Origin of the sequence: Mesorhizobium sp. WSM3860 (assembly GCF_002294995.1) — a bacterium.
In the GTDB taxonomy this organism is placed as follows: domain Bacteria; phylum Pseudomonadota; class Alphaproteobacteria; order Rhizobiales; family Rhizobiaceae; genus Mesorhizobium.
The window spans coordinates 31,924-48,957 of sequence record NZ_NSGF01000026.1 but is presented as its reverse complement, the minus strand read 5'-3'; the positions used below and the strand labels follow the sequence as shown (position 1 = coordinate 48,957).

Annotated in this window: 17 protein-coding genes and 1 pseudogene; 7 read left to right on the top strand and 11 right to left on the bottom strand. The window is 66.2% G+C overall.

The features are described from left to right. Nucleotides 1-23 precede the first annotated feature (23 nt). Entirely contained in the window at nt 24-158 is a 135-nt protein-coding gene (locus CK220_RS32865) for a hypothetical protein (RefSeq protein ID WP_280952763.1), read from the bottom strand. Between the two features lie 42 nt (nt 159-200). On the opposite strand from CK220_RS32865, the gene CK220_RS32150 reads away from it, so the two are divergent. Then, a complete protein-coding gene (locus CK220_RS32150; RefSeq protein WP_176479237.1) occupies nt 201-374 on the top strand; it encodes a hypothetical protein in 174 nt (57 codons plus the stop codon). 91 nt (nt 375-465) lie between these two features. On the opposite strand, the gene CK220_RS27900 is transcribed toward CK220_RS32150, so the two are convergent. Then, nucleotides 466-1,434: an Lpg1974 family pore-forming outer membrane protein gene (locus CK220_RS27900; RefSeq protein WP_141245245.1), complete on the bottom strand. Its 969-nt coding sequence runs from the start codon at nt 1,432-1,434 to the stop codon at nt 466-468. A gap of 168 nt (nt 1,435-1,602) precedes the next feature. On the opposite strand from CK220_RS27900, the gene CK220_RS27895 reads away from it, so the two are divergent. Beyond that, nucleotides 1,603-2,454 (top strand): sulfotransferase domain-containing protein, encoded by an 852-nt coding sequence (locus CK220_RS27895; protein ID WP_176479236.1) that lies wholly within the window; start codon nt 1,603-1,605, stop codon nt 2,452-2,454. Nucleotides 2,455-2,465: 11 nt separating this feature from the next. On the opposite strand, the gene CK220_RS27890 is transcribed toward CK220_RS27895, so the two are convergent. The 5 genes from CK220_RS27890 to CK220_RS32145 form a co-directional block, all read right to left on the bottom strand. Then, complete coding sequence (locus CK220_RS27890) at nt 2,466-2,921, bottom strand: MaoC family dehydratase (protein ID WP_095814600.1); 456 nt, start codon at nt 2,919-2,921, stop codon at nt 2,466-2,468. Beyond that, complete coding sequence (locus CK220_RS27885; RefSeq protein WP_095814599.1) at nt 2,918-4,213, bottom strand: NAD(P)/FAD-dependent oxidoreductase; 1,296 nt, start codon at nt 4,211-4,213, stop codon at nt 2,918-2,920. The genes CK220_RS27890 and CK220_RS27885 overlap by 4 nt, the downstream gene beginning before the upstream one ends. 23 nt (nt 4,214-4,236) lie before the next feature. Next, complete coding sequence (locus CK220_RS27880; RefSeq protein WP_095814598.1) at nt 4,237-5,463, bottom strand: NAD(P)/FAD-dependent oxidoreductase; 1,227 nt, start codon at nt 5,461-5,463, stop codon at nt 4,237-4,239. A gap of 65 nt (nt 5,464-5,528) precedes the next feature. Continuing rightward, entirely contained in the window at nt 5,529-6,107 is a 579-nt protein-coding gene (locus CK220_RS27875) for an OsmC family protein (RefSeq protein ID WP_095814597.1), read from the bottom strand. Nucleotides 6,108-6,370: 263 nt separating this feature from the next. Continuing rightward, a complete protein-coding gene (locus CK220_RS32145; RefSeq protein WP_176479235.1) occupies nt 6,371-6,637 on the bottom strand; it encodes a DUF1127 domain-containing protein in 267 nt (88 codons plus the stop codon). 247 nt (nt 6,638-6,884) lie between these two features. Between CK220_RS32145 and CK220_RS27865 the strand changes: the two genes are divergently transcribed. After that, complete coding sequence (locus CK220_RS27865; protein WP_095814595.1) at nt 6,885-8,267, top strand: nodulation protein NfeD; 1,383 nt, start codon at nt 6,885-6,887, stop codon at nt 8,265-8,267. After that, complete coding sequence (locus CK220_RS27860; RefSeq protein WP_095814594.1) at nt 8,264-9,028, top strand: slipin family protein; 765 nt, start codon at nt 8,264-8,266, stop codon at nt 9,026-9,028. Before CK220_RS27865 ends, CK220_RS27860 begins: the two co-directional genes overlap by 4 nt. A gap of 171 nt (nt 9,029-9,199) precedes the next feature. On the opposite strand, the gene CK220_RS27855 is transcribed toward CK220_RS27860, so the two are convergent. Genes CK220_RS27855 through CK220_RS27845 form a run of 3 tightly spaced genes read right to left on the bottom strand, consistent with a single transcriptional unit; the run spans nt 9,200 to nt 12,926 of the window. Beyond that, nucleotides 9,200-11,488, bottom strand: coding sequence for a xanthine dehydrogenase family protein molybdopterin-binding subunit (locus CK220_RS27855; protein ID WP_095814593.1), 2,289 nt, complete (start codon nt 11,486-11,488; stop codon nt 9,200-9,202). After that, nucleotides 11,485-12,468: a xanthine dehydrogenase family protein subunit M gene (locus CK220_RS27850; RefSeq protein ID WP_095814592.1), complete on the bottom strand. Its 984-nt coding sequence runs from the start codon at nt 12,466-12,468 to the stop codon at nt 11,485-11,487. Before CK220_RS27850 ends, CK220_RS27855 begins: the two co-directional genes overlap by 4 nt. Beyond that, nucleotides 12,465-12,926, bottom strand: a complete 462-nt coding sequence (locus CK220_RS27845; protein ID WP_348629681.1) for a (2Fe-2S)-binding protein — start codon at nt 12,924-12,926, stop codon at nt 12,465-12,467. Before CK220_RS27845 ends, CK220_RS27850 begins: the two co-directional genes overlap by 4 nt. Before the next feature lie 649 nt (nt 12,927-13,575). Between CK220_RS27845 and CK220_RS27840 the strand changes: the two genes are divergently transcribed. Next, nucleotides 13,576-14,187 carry a TetR/AcrR family transcriptional regulator gene (locus tag CK220_RS27840; protein WP_095814621.1) on the top strand — a complete coding sequence of 204 codons (612 nt, stop codon included), beginning with the start codon at nt 13,576-13,578 and terminating at the stop codon, nt 14,185-14,187. Nucleotides 14,188-14,265: 78 nt separating this feature from the next. Here CK220_RS27840 and CK220_RS27835 read toward each other — a convergent pair. After that, nucleotides 14,266-14,629, bottom strand: a pseudogene (locus tag CK220_RS27835) (endonuclease domain-containing protein). Between the two features lie 196 nt (nt 14,630-14,825). Between CK220_RS27835 and CK220_RS27830 the strand changes: the two are divergent. Further along, complete coding sequence (locus CK220_RS27830; protein ID WP_095814590.1) at nt 14,826-15,656, top strand: aldo/keto reductase; 831 nt, start codon at nt 14,826-14,828, stop codon at nt 15,654-15,656. A gap of 288 nt (nt 15,657-15,944) precedes the next feature. Next, the gene (locus tag CK220_RS27825; protein ID WP_176479238.1) at nt 15,945-16,949 is read left to right on the top strand and encodes a LacI family DNA-binding transcriptional regulator; all 1,005 of its coding nucleotides are present in this window, start codon (nt 15,945-15,947) and stop codon (nt 16,947-16,949) included. Nucleotides 16,950-17,034 lie beyond the last annotated feature (85 nt).

The following is a 17,034-nucleotide window of genomic DNA, read 5'->3' as shown; positions in this document are numbered from 1 at the left end:
CCGGGCCGAACCGATTGCCGCGATCATTTGTCCGCCTCGCCTCCGCCGAGCGGCACGGTGAACACCGTCGCGGTGCCGGTGAGGCAAAGCTCGCCGCCTAGATGGACGGTGATGCTGCGCACCGTTTGCCGGGCGATGCCTGGGCGCCTGCGGAGCACATTTTCAATGATGATGTCCGCGACTTGCGGAGAAAGGTGCGCGTGCCGACGCTGGTGCTGCATGCGCGGACGACAAGGTCGCACCCGTCGAATCCGGTCGCCATGGCCGCCGGCATTCCCGGCGCGCGGTTCATCGAGCTCGAGAGCCAGAACCAAATCCTCCTCGAAGGCGAATTCCACGTCCGCGCCTTCATCGCCGAGACCGCGGGCCGGTAACAGCGGCTTGCCGAGACGGCGCCACATCTCACCCGATACAAAAAAGCCCGCCGAAGGCGCGGCGGGCTTTTCCTCATATTGTCTGAGATGATCAGAAGGCGGTCGTCAGCCTCAGGAACGCCCCGTGATAGACGCGAGTCGTATCTGCCCCTCCGCCCACTTTCGTGAAGTCGATCCCGGGCAGGGCGTCGAAATAGGCGTCGGCCCGGTAGCCCACCGCCACCTTCGTCGCCGGCGTGAAATTATAGGTCAGCGCGAGCGACGCATCGAGGTTGAACACACCCTTCTTGTCCGACTGCGTAATCATATCCCCGCCCTCGACTGCGAATGTCCGGTCTCGTTTAAGAGCGAACAGATAGGCGGCGCCCGCGCCATAATCGACGCCCCACTGGCCGGATATGGGCATGCTGCCTTCGACAGCCACGCGGGGGCCAAGGCCCTGGAACCGACTCTTCAGATAGGCGTCGCTGGTGGAAGTCAGCGATGTCAGGTCGGAGCCGATGTAAGCCGCACCGGGGCCGCTGATCTTCTCACTCAGATCCGCATAGCGAAGCCCGAGCTTGACCTGCGCCTCCCCGGATCCGATGCCCATGTCGCGGCCCACCGCGAAATCTGCAACCAGGTGCGACGAGCGCACATGAACGGTACCTGCCTGGGCACCGGTGGTATCGAATGAACGGTTAGGCCCAGACGTTCCATCGCCCGGCGGCCGCGCGAAAGTTACAGTTTCGCTCGAGTCGTGATGTTTGTTGCGCTTGCTCCACCCATAGCGGAAGCTTGCACTGGCATGCCACGTGTCGTTGAAGCGGTAATCGAGACCAGCCGCAACTTCGCCGCCGGCTCCCGCGAAGGGGGAGAAGAAGTCAGGCAGCGGCGTGTTCGGATAGAGGCGATCGCCGCTCGCCCAGTTCACGCCCCCTTCGATGAACGCAGTGAGCGCCGGCAACGAAGCCGCAACCGGCACTGAGGTATCTGCGAGGTCAGCCGCGCGCGCGGCCGGTGCCAGGGCCGCCAACGCAATGGATGAAACGCCCAAAAGCAGTAGTCTTTTCAGATGCATGATATTTCCCAAGCCCAAATCATTCCGCCACGTCACATGCCCGCCCGATGGTGGAGATTTCAATTCACACCCATGTGATGGAATTGGATTGCACGCATATGTTGCAAAAATGTCGAATGCGGTATCAGCGGCGGCGAGGCCGGCAACAGGGCCGGCCGAGGAGGTACATTGTCCCATCAATCCGGAATAGTTTGGCTGGCGTCGTACCCGAAGTCGGGCAACACCTGGACGCGGCACTTCCTTCACAGCCTGCTCAAGGTTCTGCATGGAGAAGCCGGCGCGCAGTCTATCAACAACATGGGACGGTTCTCCAGCGGCGAGGCTGGCAGGTGGCGGTATTCCGCCATGGTCGGCAGGGAGATCACAAAGGACGATAACGAGCTTATCCCCACACTGCGTCCCAAGGTCCAGGTCAAGCTGGCTGATGAGGCGGGCGGCGTCGCCTTCATCAAGACGCACAATGCCTTGCTGATGGACGAGGGCCAGCCGGTCATCAATCCCGCCGCAACGGCGGGCGCCGTCTACATTGTGAGAAATCCGCTCGACGTCGTCATTTCATTGTCGCACCATCGCGGCAAGCCCATCGACGACACGATCGATTTCATGGCCTGCGAGGGCATGCGTACGGTGATCGGCGAAAAGCAGGTGTATGAAATCTGGGGTTCATGGAGCGAGCATGTGCACAGCTGGACGCGTTCGCCGCATCCGGCAATCTACGTCATGCGCTACGAAGACATGCTGGCCGAGCCGAGCAAGACCTTCGGCGGTCTTGCCCGGCACCTCAAGATGAACCCGTCGGCGGCCGAACTCGACAGCGCGCTTGAGATGTCGTCATTCGACAGCCTCCAGGCCCAGGAGAAGGAGGGTGGATTCCGCGAACGGCCCGAGGCCGCCACGGCGAATTTCTTCCGATCTGGTAAGGCCGACCAATGGCGCGACGTGCTGACAGCGAGCCAGATCGACCAGATCGCCTCCAGTCACGAGGCACAAATGCAGCGGTTCGGCTATTTGCCTAACTGATGCGGTTTGCGTCAGTCCCCGCCGAGCGGCACGGTGAACACCGTTGCGGTGCCGGTGAGGCAAAGCTCGCCGGCCTCGTTGCGCACCGATGTCTCAAGTTTCGTGATCGGCTTGTCGGCGCGCACGTCCTTGACCTCGACGCGGCCGGTGATCAGTTCGCCGACGCCGACCGCCTTGACGAATTTCCATGACACTTCGAGGAACACCGAGCCTGGACCGGGAAGGTCCTCCGCGACCACCGCGTTCAGGATGCCGGAGGTGACACCGCCCTGCACGATGAGCTTGCCGAACACCGAAGCCTCCGCCAATGCCTTGTCGTAGTGCAGCGGGTTGCGGTCGCCGGTCATCTCCGCGAAGGCGTCGATATCCTGCGGTTGCGTGCGCCGCGAACGCTCGGCGACGGCGCCTACCTGCGGCCGCCCCTTGACGACGCCGATCCAGCCGTCCTTCATCAAATGTACAGTCATGGTCTTGCTCCCGTTCGGTTGCGATAGAGGCTCGAGCCTGCCATTGCCGGCGGTTCGTCCTCTTTTGCCGGCGCTCGATAAGCCGTCAGCCCGCTCATGGCGGACAAGGCGCGGCGAACCGGCATTGGGTGTGCGGCGAGCGCCTGGACCTCGGCCTTCATCACGGCGCTGAAGCGGCGATGCCGCTCGCCGATATCGGCCAGCGACCAGTCGAAGTCGGCAATCGCGTCAGTGGTGTCGAGGACCTGGTGGGCGAAGAGGTCACGCTCCTGCTGCCAGGTCGCGAAGGCTGCTTCCGATCCGGCCAGAATGGCCCGCGCCAGGCTCTCGGCATCGCGCAGCGCGTCGGCAATGCCGTGCGAGGTGATCGGGTCGCGGAAGAAGCCGGCATCGCCGACCAGCGCCCAGCCCGGGCCGTGGGCGTGGCGGATATAGCCCGGCACGCCGCGGAAAGCCTGCAGGCGGGCATCCTTCGGCGCCCGGCTCGCCTTCTCGGCCAGTGCCGGCGAAAGCGCCTCCAGCACCTCCATGCGGGCGCGGCCATGGCCGAGGCGGAAGCGCTCGTCGAACAGCTTGGTCGGCACCGAAGCGACGATGCAGGCCAGCCCTTCATTGGTGGGGATGAGGGAGCCGGCGATGCCGTCGCGGAAATACCAGTGGTAGCCGGCGCCGGGTTCGACCGGCGCGTAGCCATAGACATGGGCTGCCGAGACCGTGCCGCTTCTGAGCACCTGCGCGTCGCAGCATTTGGCCACCAGCGAGCCGATGCCGTCGGCGCCGATCACGACATCGGCGCTTACCCGCAGGGGCGCGCGGCCGGCACCGCGGGTCTCGACACCGCGCACGCGTCCGCGCGTGTCGGCAAAGAGGTCGCCGACGGCCACGTCGTGCAGGAACTCGGCGCCGGCCTTGCGCGCGGCATCGACGAGCATGCGGTCGAGCACTGTCCGCCTGGGCGCGATCAGCCCGGGAAGGCCAGGCCCGCCATTGAGCGGAATGGTGATCTCCTCGTCGCCATAGTGGAACGTCGTTGTCTCGATCAGCGGCGTGCCGGTCTTGAGCAGCGGTTTGAGCAGGCCCCAGCGCGACAGCTGCAGCACGGCGGGCCGCATCAGCGCGTGCGTCGACAGCGTGTCGGAGCCATAGGGCCGGCGCTCGATCGCCAGCACCCTTAGGCCGGCGCGGGCAAGCAGCAGCGCCGTCGAGGCGCCGGCGCAGCGCGCACCGACGATGATGGCGTCGTAATGGGCGCGCTTGGGCGTGGGCGGAAGGGAGATCGCGGTCGTCGGCATCTTCGGTCTCCTCGGGCGGCCCCTCAGGCGGCTTGGCGGTCCTTGCGGTCGAGATAGCTGGAAACCTCGGCGGCGATCGCTTGCGCGTCGACGCCGGCGCCGCCGATGAAGTTGGAGTCGCGCTTGCGCAGGAAGCGGAAGCCGAGCGCGTAGAGGCCGGGAACGCTGGTGACACCGTCGCGGTGCGCCAGTTCGCCATCCGGCCCAACGGCCGACGGCTCTAGCCAGTCGAACGAGCGGGCATAGCCCGTCGCCCAGATCACCGTGCCGGTCGACCCGTCCGTCAGCGAAAGCCGCTGGCGGCGCGGCGAAGGCACCCGCACCGGCTCGCGCCGGCCGGCTCGTGCGTTGCCGGCGAAGCGGTCGATCTCGGCAAGCAGGCGCGCCTGCTTCGTGTCCGCCGCCGCGATCTGCGCGGCAAGATCGTCGGCGAAGGCGATCTCGCGATTGGCTATGCCGCGCACGCGGCCGGTGAGCTCGACGCCGATCGCCTGCAGCGTGGCAAGGTCGACATCGGCCTTGTCCGGTCGCCCGGAGAGTTGCAGCGAGGGCTGGCGCCTGGCGCTCTCGGGGTTGGCGAGCCCGTCGAGCGGCTGGGCCATCACGCCCATCTGGCAGAGCCAGAAGAAGATGTCCTTGCCGCGCCACAGTCTCGGCAGGCGCGTATGCTTGCCGACCGACAGCGTCACGCGCCGGCCGGCGCGCGCAAGCTCGTCGGCGATCTGCACCCCGGAAGATGACGCGCCGACGATCAGCACCCCGCCGGGCGCCAGTTCGCCAGGGGAACGATATTGTGAAGCGTGGAGGGAGAGCGGGCCGCCCCGGGTCTCCCACGCGAAAGGAATCATTGGTCGGTCGCAATGCCCGGTGGCCACCACCACGGCCTTGGCCGACCAGTCGCCGGCGCCGGTGGCGAGCGCGAAGCCGCCGCCGGTCCGCCTGCAGGAGGTGACCTCGAGGCCGCATTCGACCGGCACCTGCCAGCGGCTTGCATAGGTTTCGAGATCATGGACGAAGACGTCCTTCGTCCTGAAGCCGTCGGGGTCCGGGCCGTCATAAGGCGAGCCGGGCAGGCCGTTCAGCCAGTTCGGCGTCAAGAGGCGAAGCGATCGCCAGCTCTGCGTGCGCCAGCGTTCGCCGATGCGGCCGCGCTCCAGCACGACGTGGTCGATGCCGGCGCGACCAAGGCAATGGCTGAGCGCAAGCCCGGCCTGCCCGCCACCGATGATGACGACCTCAGCGTGTTTCATGGCTTTGTTCCGAACCCTGGGGTGAGACGGTCCGGATTTCTCCGGACCGTCGTTTCAGCCCTGCGTCACTGGATGGTCTTGATCCCGACCGTGACCGGCACGCCGTTGGTCAGCACGTCGAACACGGCCGAGCGTGCGCGGGCTTGCTCGACCAGCTGCTCGAGCTTCTCGGCCGGCGCGTCGCCCTCGACCTCGAACGACACCTGGATGTTCTGGAAGCCGTTGCGTACCTCGTCTGAGATGCCGAGGATGCCGCGCAGGTCGATGTCGCCGTCGACCGAGCACTTCACAGTGGTGAGCTTGATGCCGCGCGCGGCGGCGATGTTGGCGAGCCCCGCCATCAGGCAGCTCGCCAGCCCATGCAGCAGCCATTCGACAGGGGTCGGGGCGTTGTCGGCGCCGCACAGGATCGCTGGATGGTCGCTGTCGGCATAGAAGGGCTTTTCATGCTTCTGCTCCTGGCCGGCGCCGTGGAAGCCATGCATGACGCTCTTGCTGTGGGTGCCTTCGATCCATTCGTTGTGGGCACGGAACTGGAACTTCGCGAGCTCCGGCTGACCGGCGACGAAATTGATGGTCGCCAAGAGGTTCGGCGTGTCGACGCCGTTGAGCGGAACGCGGGCAGGTTTGGTGTTGGGTTGCATGTGACTACTCCGAAGGTTGCTTTGCGGCTGGGTTGCCGTGACGGCTTCCTTTTTGACGCCGCTGCGTTTGAACGAGAGTGGATGGGAGCGTGGAATTTCTGATACGCCCACCGTGGAAATTGCATCGCCCGTTTCATTTGGACGGGCAGCCCGCGGGGCTGGCTCCAATGCCGGCAGCGCTTCGCGCCGGAACGCGAAAACCCCGGCGAGCCGGGGTTTTCACCAGCCTTGCGGCCGGCCGCCGATGCAGTCGTTCATCCGCTTCAGGCATCCGTCCTGCCGGCTGCGACGAGCGCGGCGCGCGTGGACGTGTAGTGCTCGATCTGCGAGCGGCTGATGCCCATGTCTTTGAGCAAATAGTCGGGCATGGCGCGCAGCGCGGCGCGATCGCTGCGCATCCGCATGGCGTGATAGGCCAGCCGCAGCCCGCGGCGGGCAGAGCCGAACAGGCTGAAGCCTTTGCGGCCGGTTTCGTGCTGCAAACGATCCATCGTCGTCATTGTCGTCTCCATTGTTGCGAGCGCGTTCATTCGCGCCGTCGATGGGGACAATGACGCACGGGCGAGGGAGCCAGCGTTGGAGGCGACGTCGAAATTGCCGTGGAATCGTGAGGAGGGTCCGACTCGGCTCGGCTGCTGCGGCAGATGAGGTTGGCGCTCCATGCGCGGCGATCCCTCTGTCGCCAGTGGCGACATCTCCCCCTGAAGGGCCCTCAAGGGGACCCTCATTGGACTTGCCCCGGCACAACCCCATATTGAACCCAAGGAGCTTTGAGGCGTGAAACTCGCGCGGGTGGCCCTTCTGGCAGCGGCCTTCATGGCCGCCGCGGCGCTTTTTCCCTTCTCCTCGGCCGAAACGGCGGGGGAGAGGATTGCCTTGAGCATCGCGATAGACGGCGCCATCGGTCCGGCAAGTTCGCGCCAGCTCAAGGAAGCGCTCAAGGCCGCGGACGAGCGCAACGCCGGGGCTCTCATCCTTCAGCTCGACACGCCGGGCGGCCTGGTCACCTCGATGCGCGAGATGATCGCCGATATCCTGGCTTCCCCCGTTCCCGTCATCGGCTATGTCGCGCCGGCCGGCGGCCATGCGGCGAGCGCCGGAACCTATATCCTTTACTCGACCCATGTCGCGGCGATGGCGCCCGGCACCAATCTGGGCGCCGCGACGCCGGTCGAGATCGGCGGGCTGCCTTCGCTTCCCGGCGGCGAGAAGGACGAGAAGGGTACCGGGAAGCCAGCCGGCGACCCAATGACGGCCAAGGCGACCAACGACGCGGTGGCGCTGATCCGCTCGCTCGCTGAACTGCGCGGGCGCAATGGCGACTGGGGCGAGAAGGCGGTGCGCGAGGCGGCGAGCCTCTCGGCAAGCGCGGCGCTGCAGCAACATGTCATCGACTTCGTCGCCCGCGACACGACGGAGCTGCTGCAACTCGCCGACGGCCGCACCGTCGACCTGGCCGGCAAGAAAGAGGTGCTGGCGACGAAGGGCCTGGCCGTCGAGATCCTGGATCCCGGCTGGTTCATCCGGCTTCTCGCGGTCATCACCGATCCGAACGTTGCCGTCCTCCTGATGCTGATCGGCTTCTACGGCATCGTCTTCGAGGTCACGAGCCCAGGCGCGGTGGCGCCCGGCGTCATCGGCGCCATCTGCCTCGTGCTTGCCCTCTACGCGCTCGATCTCTTGCCGATCAACTATACCGGGCTCGCCCTGATGCTGCTCGGCATCGCCTTCCTCATCGTCGAGGCCTTCAATCCGACAGTGGTGCTGGGTGCCGGCGGCGCGGCCGCCTTCCTGCTCGGCGCGACCATGCTGCTCAAGGTCGAGGGGCCGGGCTTCGCCATATCCTGGGCGGTCATCGGCCCAGCCGCGGCGCTGACGTTGGGCCTCGCGCTGCTTGCCGGCAGCTATCTCTGGGCAGCGCGCCGCAATCCGCCGCGCGTCGGCGGCGGGGCCATGCGCGGTCTCTCGGTGGACGTTCTCGACTGGGAAGGCGGAGAAGGTCATGTGCTGGCGCTCGGCGAGCGCTGGCGCGCCAAGGCCGACGAGCCGATCGCGCCCGGAGATCGCGCGGAGGTGACCGCCGTCAGCGATCTCGTGCTGACGGTGCGGCGGCGTGGTGCAGGTTACAACGCGGCGGGAAACGACGGAGCGAAACAATGACGGTCGGTTATGTCGCCTATCTGATCCTCGCACTGCTGGTGATCATGTTCCTGTCGGCGGCCATCCGCATCCTGAGGGAATATGAGCGCGGCGTGGTGTTCACGCTCGGCCGTTTCACCGGGGTAAAGGGGCCTGGGCTCATCCTGCTCGTTCCCTTCATCCAGCAGATGGTGCGCGTGGACCTGCGCGTTGTGGTGCAGGATGTGCCGCCGCAGGACGTCATCTCGCGCGACAACGTCTCGGTGAAGGTCAACGCCGTGCTCTATTTCCGGATCGTCGACGCCGAGCGGGCAATCATCCAGGTCGAGGATTTCATGACCGCCACCAATCAGCTGGCGCAGACCACGCTGCGCTCGGTGCTCGGCAAGCACGAGCTGGACGAGATGCTGGCCGAGCGCGATAAGCTCAACAGCGACATCCAGGAGATCCTCGACCAGCGCACCGACGCCTGGGGCATCAAAGTCTCGAATGTCGAGATCAAGCATGTCGACCTGAATGAGAGCATGGTCCGCGCCATCGCCAAGCAGGCCGAGGCCGAGCGGCTGCGGCGCGCCAAGGTCATCAACGCCGACGGCGAGCAGCAGGCGGCGGCCAAGCTGGTCGAGGCCGGCCGCATGCTGGCGGCCGAGCCGCAGGCCATGCAGCTTCGCTATTTCGAGGCCCTGCATGACATCGCCGGCGAGCGTTCCTCCACGGTGGTGTTCCCGCTGCCGGTGGATTTGCTCCGGCAGTTTTTGAAGGGCCAGGGCGAGGGCAGGTGATCTCCCCCCTCGAGGGGGAGATGCCCGGCAGGGCAGAGGGGGGCGGTCCGACTGGACTCGGCCTATTGCGGCACATGGAAGCTGGCGCTCCACGCGCGGCGACCCCCTCTGTCGCGTTTCGGCGACATCTCCCCCTCAAGGGGACCTCAAGGGGGGAGACAAGACCGGCGCCTAGATCAACTTCTCCAGCGTGATCGGCAGATCCCGCACCCGCTTCCCAGTCGCGTGAAATACCGCATTCGCAATCGCCGGCGCCACGCCGACGATACCGAGCTCGCCGACGCCCTTGCCGCCGAGGGCGGAGGAATGCGGGTCAGGGATGCCGACCGAGATCGTCTGGATATCCGGGATGTCGGCATTGGTCGGCAGCATGTAGTCGGCGAGGTTGCCGTTGACGATGCGGCCATGGCGGCGGTCGACGATGCCTTCTTCCAGAAGCGCCTGGCCGATGCCCATGACGATGCCGCCCTTCCACTGGCTCTCCGCGAGCTTGGGGTTGTAGAGCCGGCCGGAATCCAGCGCCGAAACGACGCGCGACACGCGCACCGTGCCAAAATCCTCGTCGACACGCACCTCGACGAAATGCGCGCACCAGGAGTGGCGCGAATGCTCGCCCTCGGTGTGCGGCAGCGCCATGGCGATGGTGGTGTAGTTGTTATAGCGCTGCTCCGGCGTGAAGCTGGCCGGAACAGTGTCGCCCTTGGCCTCGATCTTTTCGCGACCGAGGGTGCTCATCAGCTCGGCGATAGAGAACTCCGGGCCGTCACCACGCGGCGCGGCGATGCGGCCGCCCTTCACTTGAAGCGTGTTCGCCTGCAGCCCATGGAAGGGCGAGCGCGGATCGGAGAGCGCCAGTCCGATCAGCTCGTCCAGCGCCTGGCCCGCCGCCTTGTACACCGCGCCGGTCATGACACCGGCGAGCCGCGAGCCGCCGGTGACGCCGGCGCGGGCGAAGTGGGAATCCCCCAGCCTCACCGACACCTTCTCCACCGGCACGCCAAGCGTCTCGGCCGCGGTCTGCGCCAGGATCGTGTAGGTGCCCTGGCCCATGTCGATGGAGGAGCTTTCGACCTCGACCGAGCCGTCGGCCAGCAGCTTCACCACCGCCTCGCCATAAGCGCGCCGCACCGGATAGGTGCCGGCCGCCACGCCCCAGCCGATGAGCTGATGCCCGTCGCGCATCGAGCGCGGCTCGCGCGAACGCCTAGCCCAGCCGAAGGCTTCCGCGCCGGCGGCAAAGGCCTCGCGCAGCTGCCTTGTCGACCACGCCTTCTTCGCGTGGGGATCCTGCTCGGCATAATTGATCAGCCGCATCTCCAGCGGGTCGATACCGAGCTCATAAGCGAGCTCGTCGATGGCGCATTCGATGCCGAAGGCGCTCGGGTTCTCGCCCGGCGCGCGCTTTGCCCCCGGCACCACCGTGTTCACCCGCACCACATTCTGCTTCGAGGAGAAATTGGGCGTGGCATACATGATCGAGGTGACGGAGCCGAGCGGCTCGACCCACATGCCGTCGACGGCCGTTTCGTTGACCCCGCGATGCACGATCGACTGGATGCGGCCCGCCTTGTCGGCGCCGATCGCTACCGTCTGGCGCGTCGCGGCACGGCCGCCATAGGAGGTGAAATTCTGCGGGCGGTTGAGCACCAGCTTCACCGGGCGTCCCAGCATCTTTGCCGCTGCCGCCGCCACCGCGCTGTGCGCGAGCGCCAACGCCTTGGAGCCGAAGCCGCCGCCGATATAGGGCGAGACCAGCCGCACATTCTCGAACGGCACGCCGAACCATTCGGCATAGGTGCGCGCCATGCCGTCGAGCCACTGGCTCGGCTCCCAGATGGTGAGCTCGTCGCCCTCCCAGCGCGCGATCAGCCCGTGCGGCTCCATAGCCGCCTGGAATTCCCGCGGCGTGTTGTAGGAGGCGCAGACGCGCACCGGCGCCTCGGCGAAGGCGGCTTCGGCGTCGCCCCATTCCTTGGTCATGGCGTCGACCGGAATGCCGTCGCTGCCGTCGCTCAGGTCGACGATTGCCGGCGTCTCGTCATAGCCGACCTTGACCAGCGCCGCAGCGGCGACGGCCTGCTCCAAGGTCTCGGCCACGACGGCAGCAATGTGCTGGCCGGAAAAGGTGACCTCGCGGACGAGCGGGCAATAGGTTTCTTCGGACGGCTGTCTGCCGAACCAGTCCGATGCCGAATTCAGTTCCATGATGGTGTCGGGCGTCAGCACGGCGAGCACGCCCGGCGCGGTTTCAGCCGCGCGTGTGTCGATGCCGGTGACCTTGCCGGCGGCAATCGTCGTGCCGACCAGCACCGCATGGGTCAGCCCTTCGAGCTGCTGTTCGAACGCGTAGCGCGCCGCGCCGGTGATCTTGGCCGGGCCATCGACGCGCGACAGGCGCCCGCCCACCGCCTCGAGGCGCGCGCTGTCGGAGCCTGCGTGTTTCATGTCATGAGCGGTCATGCCGTCTCTCCCAATTGGAGGATGGCGCGCGCGATCACGCGCGGCGCCAATGCGATCTTGTAGTGGTTGGCGCCATGGTCGACGGCGCTCTCCATGGCGAGCTCGCTCGCCTTGCGAACGGTCGCTTCGTCGAGCGGCTTGCCCTTCAGCGCGTCTTCGACTTCACGCGCCCGCCACGGCTTGGTGGCGACGCCGCCGACCGCGACGCGGATGTCGCGTATGGTGCGGCCGTCGCCTTCGAGCTCCAGTCCGACGGCAGCGCTCGCCGCCGCGAATTCATAGGACTGGCGGTCGCGGACCTTCAGATAGGTCGAGCGTCTGGCTGCGGCCGAACCCGGGATCTCGATGGCCGTGATCACTTCGCCCGGACGGATGTCGTGCTCGCGCTCGGCCGTGGCGCCAGGGGCGAGGAAGAAGTCCTCGACCTTCAGCTTCCGCTCGCCGAGATCGACCTCGGCGTCGAAGGCGACCAGCGCGATGGCGAGGTCGCCCGGATAGGTGGCGATGCAGGCTTCGCTGGTGCCGAGCACCGCATGGCCGCGCGTGACGCCGCCGATCGCCGAGCAGCCGCTGCCCGGCTCGCGCTTGTTGCAGGCCGGGAAGTTCTGCGGATCGCGGAAATAGGGACAGCGCGTGCGCTGCATCAGGTTGCCGCCGATGGTCGCCATGTTGCGCAGCTGCGCCGAGGCCGCCTGCCACAACGCTTCCGAAACCGCCGGGAAGTGGCTTTTCACCTCGGCGTTGTCGGCGACATGGCTCATCTTGGCCAGCGCGCCGATGACGGCGCGGTCGGCGGTTACATCGATGGCGTTCAGTCCCTCGATATAGCTGATGTCGATGACGGTGGCCGGTTCGGCGACGCCGCATTTGGCGAGATCGATGAGCGTCGTGCCGCCGGCAAGCAGCATGGCGCCGGGAAGCGCGGCCGCGTTGCGCGCGGCCTCGACGCTGTCGACGCGAAGATAGGAAAAGTCTCTCATGAGCGGAGTCCCTCGGCTGCCTGGCGGACGGCGGCGACGATGTGCGGATAGGCGCCGCAGCGGCACAGATTGCCGGCCATGTATTCGCGGATCTCCTCGTCGGAGCCGGCATGGCCCTCGCGGATGCAGGCCACCGCCGACATGATCTGGCCCGGCGTGCAATAGCCGCACTGGAAGGCGTCCTGTTCGAGGAAGGCGGCCTGCACGGCATGCAGCGTGCCGTCTTCGTCGGCGAGCCCTTCTATTGTTGTGATCGAGCGGCCTTCGACCTGGGCGGCTAAAGTCAGGCAGGCGAGCACCCGCTCACCGTCGACATGGACGGTGCAGGCGCCGCACTGGCCGTGGTCGCAGCCTTTCTTGGTGCCGGTGAGGTGGAGCCGCTCGCGCAGCGCGTCGAGCAGGGTAACCCGCGGCTCGATGTCGAGCGCGTGGTCACGGCCGTTGATGGTGAGGTGGATGGATAAGGTGGTGGGGCTGGGGGCCGAGCCGTTGCTGGCCTGGCCGTTCCTGAAATGGCCGTCTTCGGGAGGATCGATGATTGTCTGGCTGGTCATGAGGCGTCGGGCTCCGATTGCTGGACGCTAGGGGGAGGGAGATGGGGCTTGGGAGGAGAGGGGCAAGGGTGGCGTCTGAGGAAGGTCGCCGGCGGCGGAGAGCCTGATCTCCCCCTTTGCGGGGGAGATGCTCGGCAGGGCAGAGGGGGGTGCTGTCCCGCCGGCCTCTCTATTCGTCATCCTCGGGCTTGACCGGCTTGACTCGAGGATCCATGCCGTGACGCTCGCCGAGGAACGCGGCGGGCCAGAATCCTGCACCGTAGTTGCGCTCGCAGGTACCGGCATGGATCCTAGGGTCTGCGCCGCGTCGCTTCGCTCCTTGCTCCGCCCTAGGATGACGAAGTCACAAGCGAACTCGTCAACCGCAGACGTCGCAGAAAGCGCCGCCGTTCTCCGCCGGCCAGAAACAGCTTTCCGTCCTTCGACACGTGACATACCGCTTCCCCTGATTATATGATGAGAGCACTCCACTAAAACGGAGGCGCCTCCGTTTATTTACGTGGGGGCTGACCCGCATGGGTTCAAGCCCCATATTGCGAGAGTGGAGAAAAAACTGACTGAACAGCCCCCGCAGCCTGCGGAAAAGCCTGAAATACCGGCGCCAAAGCCGCTGCGCGCCGATGCCCAGCGCAACCGCGACAAGCTTGTCGTGGCGGCGGCGCAGGCGTTTGCGGCCGAGGGTGTCGATGCCTCGCTGGAGGAGATCGCCAAGCGGGCAGGAGTCGGCATTGGCACGCTCTACCGGCATTTCCCGACGCGCGAGCATCTGGTCGAGGTTGTCTACCGCCGCGAGGTGGAAGGGCTCTGCCATGCGGCCGAGGAACTTGCCGGGCAGCATCGGGCCGATGTCGCGCTGGAGCTGTGGATGCAGCGCTTCGTCGACTACATCGCCACCAAGCGGGGCCTGGCGACCAGCCTGCGGCTATTGCTCACCGCCAACTCGACGCTGTTCTCAGATACTTCAGGCCGCGTATCCGGCGCGCTGAAGCGGCTGGTCGATCAGGCCGCAGCTGCGGGGAAGATCCGCGCCGACGTCGATGCGTCGGACGTGCTGCATGCGCTGGGCGGCATCTACTCCGCCCCCAACACGCCCGACTGGCGGGACCGCTCGGGGCGGCTGGTGAAGCTCTTGATGGACGGGCTGCGGTTCGGGGCGAGGGGTTGAAACTGCTGATCTCCCCCCTCGTGGGGGAGATGTCCGGCAGGACAGAGGGGGCGCTGTCCCGCCAGCATCTCAAGTCCGTTAGGCCAGTCCCGCCGCAATAACAACGTGCTGACAGACATTGTCGATGTCGCGGATGACGTCGTCATTCCAGAAACGCAAAATGATCCAGCCGTCAGATTCCAAACGCCTGGTTCGGGCCTCATCACTGCGCGCGCCATCGCCGTCGCCATGCTGTGACCCGTCCACTTCCACGATCAGCTTTTTCTGCGGGCAGGCAAAAATCAACGATGTAACCTGCGATCGGAAACTGCCGGCGGAAGCCGAGCCCCATCAGCCGGTGACCACGAAGTTCGTTGCACAGCTTCAACTCCGCGCCGGTCATGGCCTTGCGCATCGATTTTGCGTTCGCGCGATGTCGGGGCGGCAGGGGTGTATGCGGCATGGTCAGAACTTGGAATGAGGTTTGTCTCGCCGACGTTTCTACTCTACGGCGCCCCCCTCTGTCCTGCCGGACATCTCCCCCACGAGGGGGGAGATTGGCAGCTTTGGCGCCGGCACTATCTTAATCCTCGACTGGCATTCCCCGAACCGCGGCCTAGATAGACCGGGCCAACCCTCCCCGCCAAAAGGATCCCCCCATGCCAGCACAGCTCGTCTTGAACGACGGCTCGACCATCCCACAGATCGGCCTCGGCGTGTGGCAGGTCGATCCGGATATCACCGCCAAGGTCGTCCGTTGGGGGATCGAGGCCGGCTACCGGCTGATCGACACTGCCGAGGGCTACCGCAACGAGGAAGGCGTCGGCGAGGCGATGCGTTCGGCCGGCGTGCCGAGGAACGAGCTGTTCATCACCTCGAAGCTGCGCAATGGCGGCCACCAGCGCGACGCGGCGTTGCGCTCCTTCGACGACACCATGCAAAAGCTTGGCATCGACCAGATCGATCTCTTCCTGATCCACTGGCCGGTGCCCAGCCAGAACAAATATGTCGAGGCCTGGAAGGCTCTGGTCGAGCTGAAGCAGGCTGGCCGCATCAAGTCGGTCGGCGTGTCGAACTTCAACCAGGACCATCTGGAGCGCATCATCGGCGAGACCGGTGTAACGCCCGCCGTCAACCAGATCGAGCTGCATCCGCGCTTCCAGCAGCGCGACAAACGCGAGTTCCACAAGAGACACAACATCCGCATCGAAAGCTGGAGCCCGCTCGGCAGCGGCCGGCTGCTTGCCGACCCGACGCTTCAGGGCGTCGCCAAGAAGCACGGCAAGTCGGTGGCGCAGGTCATCATCCGCTGGCACCTGCAGGAAGGGTTAATCGTCATTCCGAAGTCGAACCACCAGGACCGCATCGCCGGTAATTTCGCCGTCTTCGATTTCGAGCTGGATGACGAGGAGATGCAGACTGTCCGCCGCATGGACTCCGCCGACGGCCGCACCGGCCCCGATCCGGCGACGGCGGCGTTTATGTTTTGAGGCACCTGATCTCCCCCTTGATGCGCCGAAGGCGACAGAGGGGGTCGTCTCACATGGATCGCCAACCTCGTCTGGCGTCGTAGGGACGCCGGCGCTTCACGCACGGCGACCCCCATCTGACCGCTTCGCGGCCATCTCCTCCTCGTGGGGGGAGATTGGCAGCTTCGCCGAAGGCGCCATCTCCTGATGACCGGCAGGGCAGAGCGGGCGCTACCCTTTCCTTGGAAATCGATTGGCGCCTGGATATTTTGTTTCCTTACCAAATCAGCGTCCCCAGGAGCCCCGCCCATTCCGAAGCCCACCTTCCTCGAAATCGCCCGCCGCGCCGGCGTTGGCACGGCGACGGTGGAGCGCGTCTTGAACGGCAGGGGCGGGGTGCGCCCCGAGACGGTCGAGAAGGTGGTCGCCGCGGCGCGCTCGCTCGATTATCCGCGCCGGCTCCCCGAAGCGCATCGCGGCGTCATCCGCATCGAGGTGATCCTTGTCAGGCCCGACGCCACCTTCTTCGCGCGCCTCTCCCGCGCCTTCGAACGCATCGCGGCGACGCTCGACCGCTCGATCGCCGTCCACCGCACCTTTCTCGACGAGGCCAACCCGGCGGCGATCGCCAAACGCATCCTCGAACCGGAGATGCGGCGCGCCGCGCTTGTCCTCGCCGTGCCCGACCATCCGCTGGTGAGCGCCGCGCTCAGCAAACTCGAGGCGGAAAACATCCCGACGGTGCAGATCGTCACCCAGATCTCCGGCACCAAGAGCACCTATGTCGGAATCGACAACTACGCCGCGGGCCGCATGGCGGGGCTGCTGATGGCGAAGATGCAGCGGCGGCCGGGCAAGGTGGTCGCGATCTGTCACAGCCAGATCTATCGCGTCCACCGCGACCGCGTGCGCGGCTTCTCCGACTATCTGATCGATGAGGGGCGGGATTTCGAGCCCGTCGCCACCCTGTTCGGTTTCGACAATGGCGACCGCAATGCCGAGCAGCTGCATGAGGCGTTTGTGCGCTGGCCCGATCTTGCCGGCCTGTACAATGCCGGCGGCGCCAACACGGCGCTGAACGAAGTGCTGCGCCGGCACCCACGCGGTCGCGACGTCTTCTTCGTCGGCCATGAACTGACCGAGCGCAGCACCCGCGGCCTGCGTGACGGCACGATGGATGTCGTGCTCGACCAGGCGCCGGAGGCGCAGGCGCGCCGCGCCATCGACCTGGTGCTGGCGGCGCTCAACCTGCACGACCTTCCCGTCGACAACCCGCCGATCCGCTTCATCACCTTCACCGCCGAGAACCTTTGATCTGATTTGATCAAGGTAGCACGAGCCTTGGCTGGCCTCGCGGTGCTAACTCCCCCTGAACGGGAGACGACAGGCCTCTCCCCCT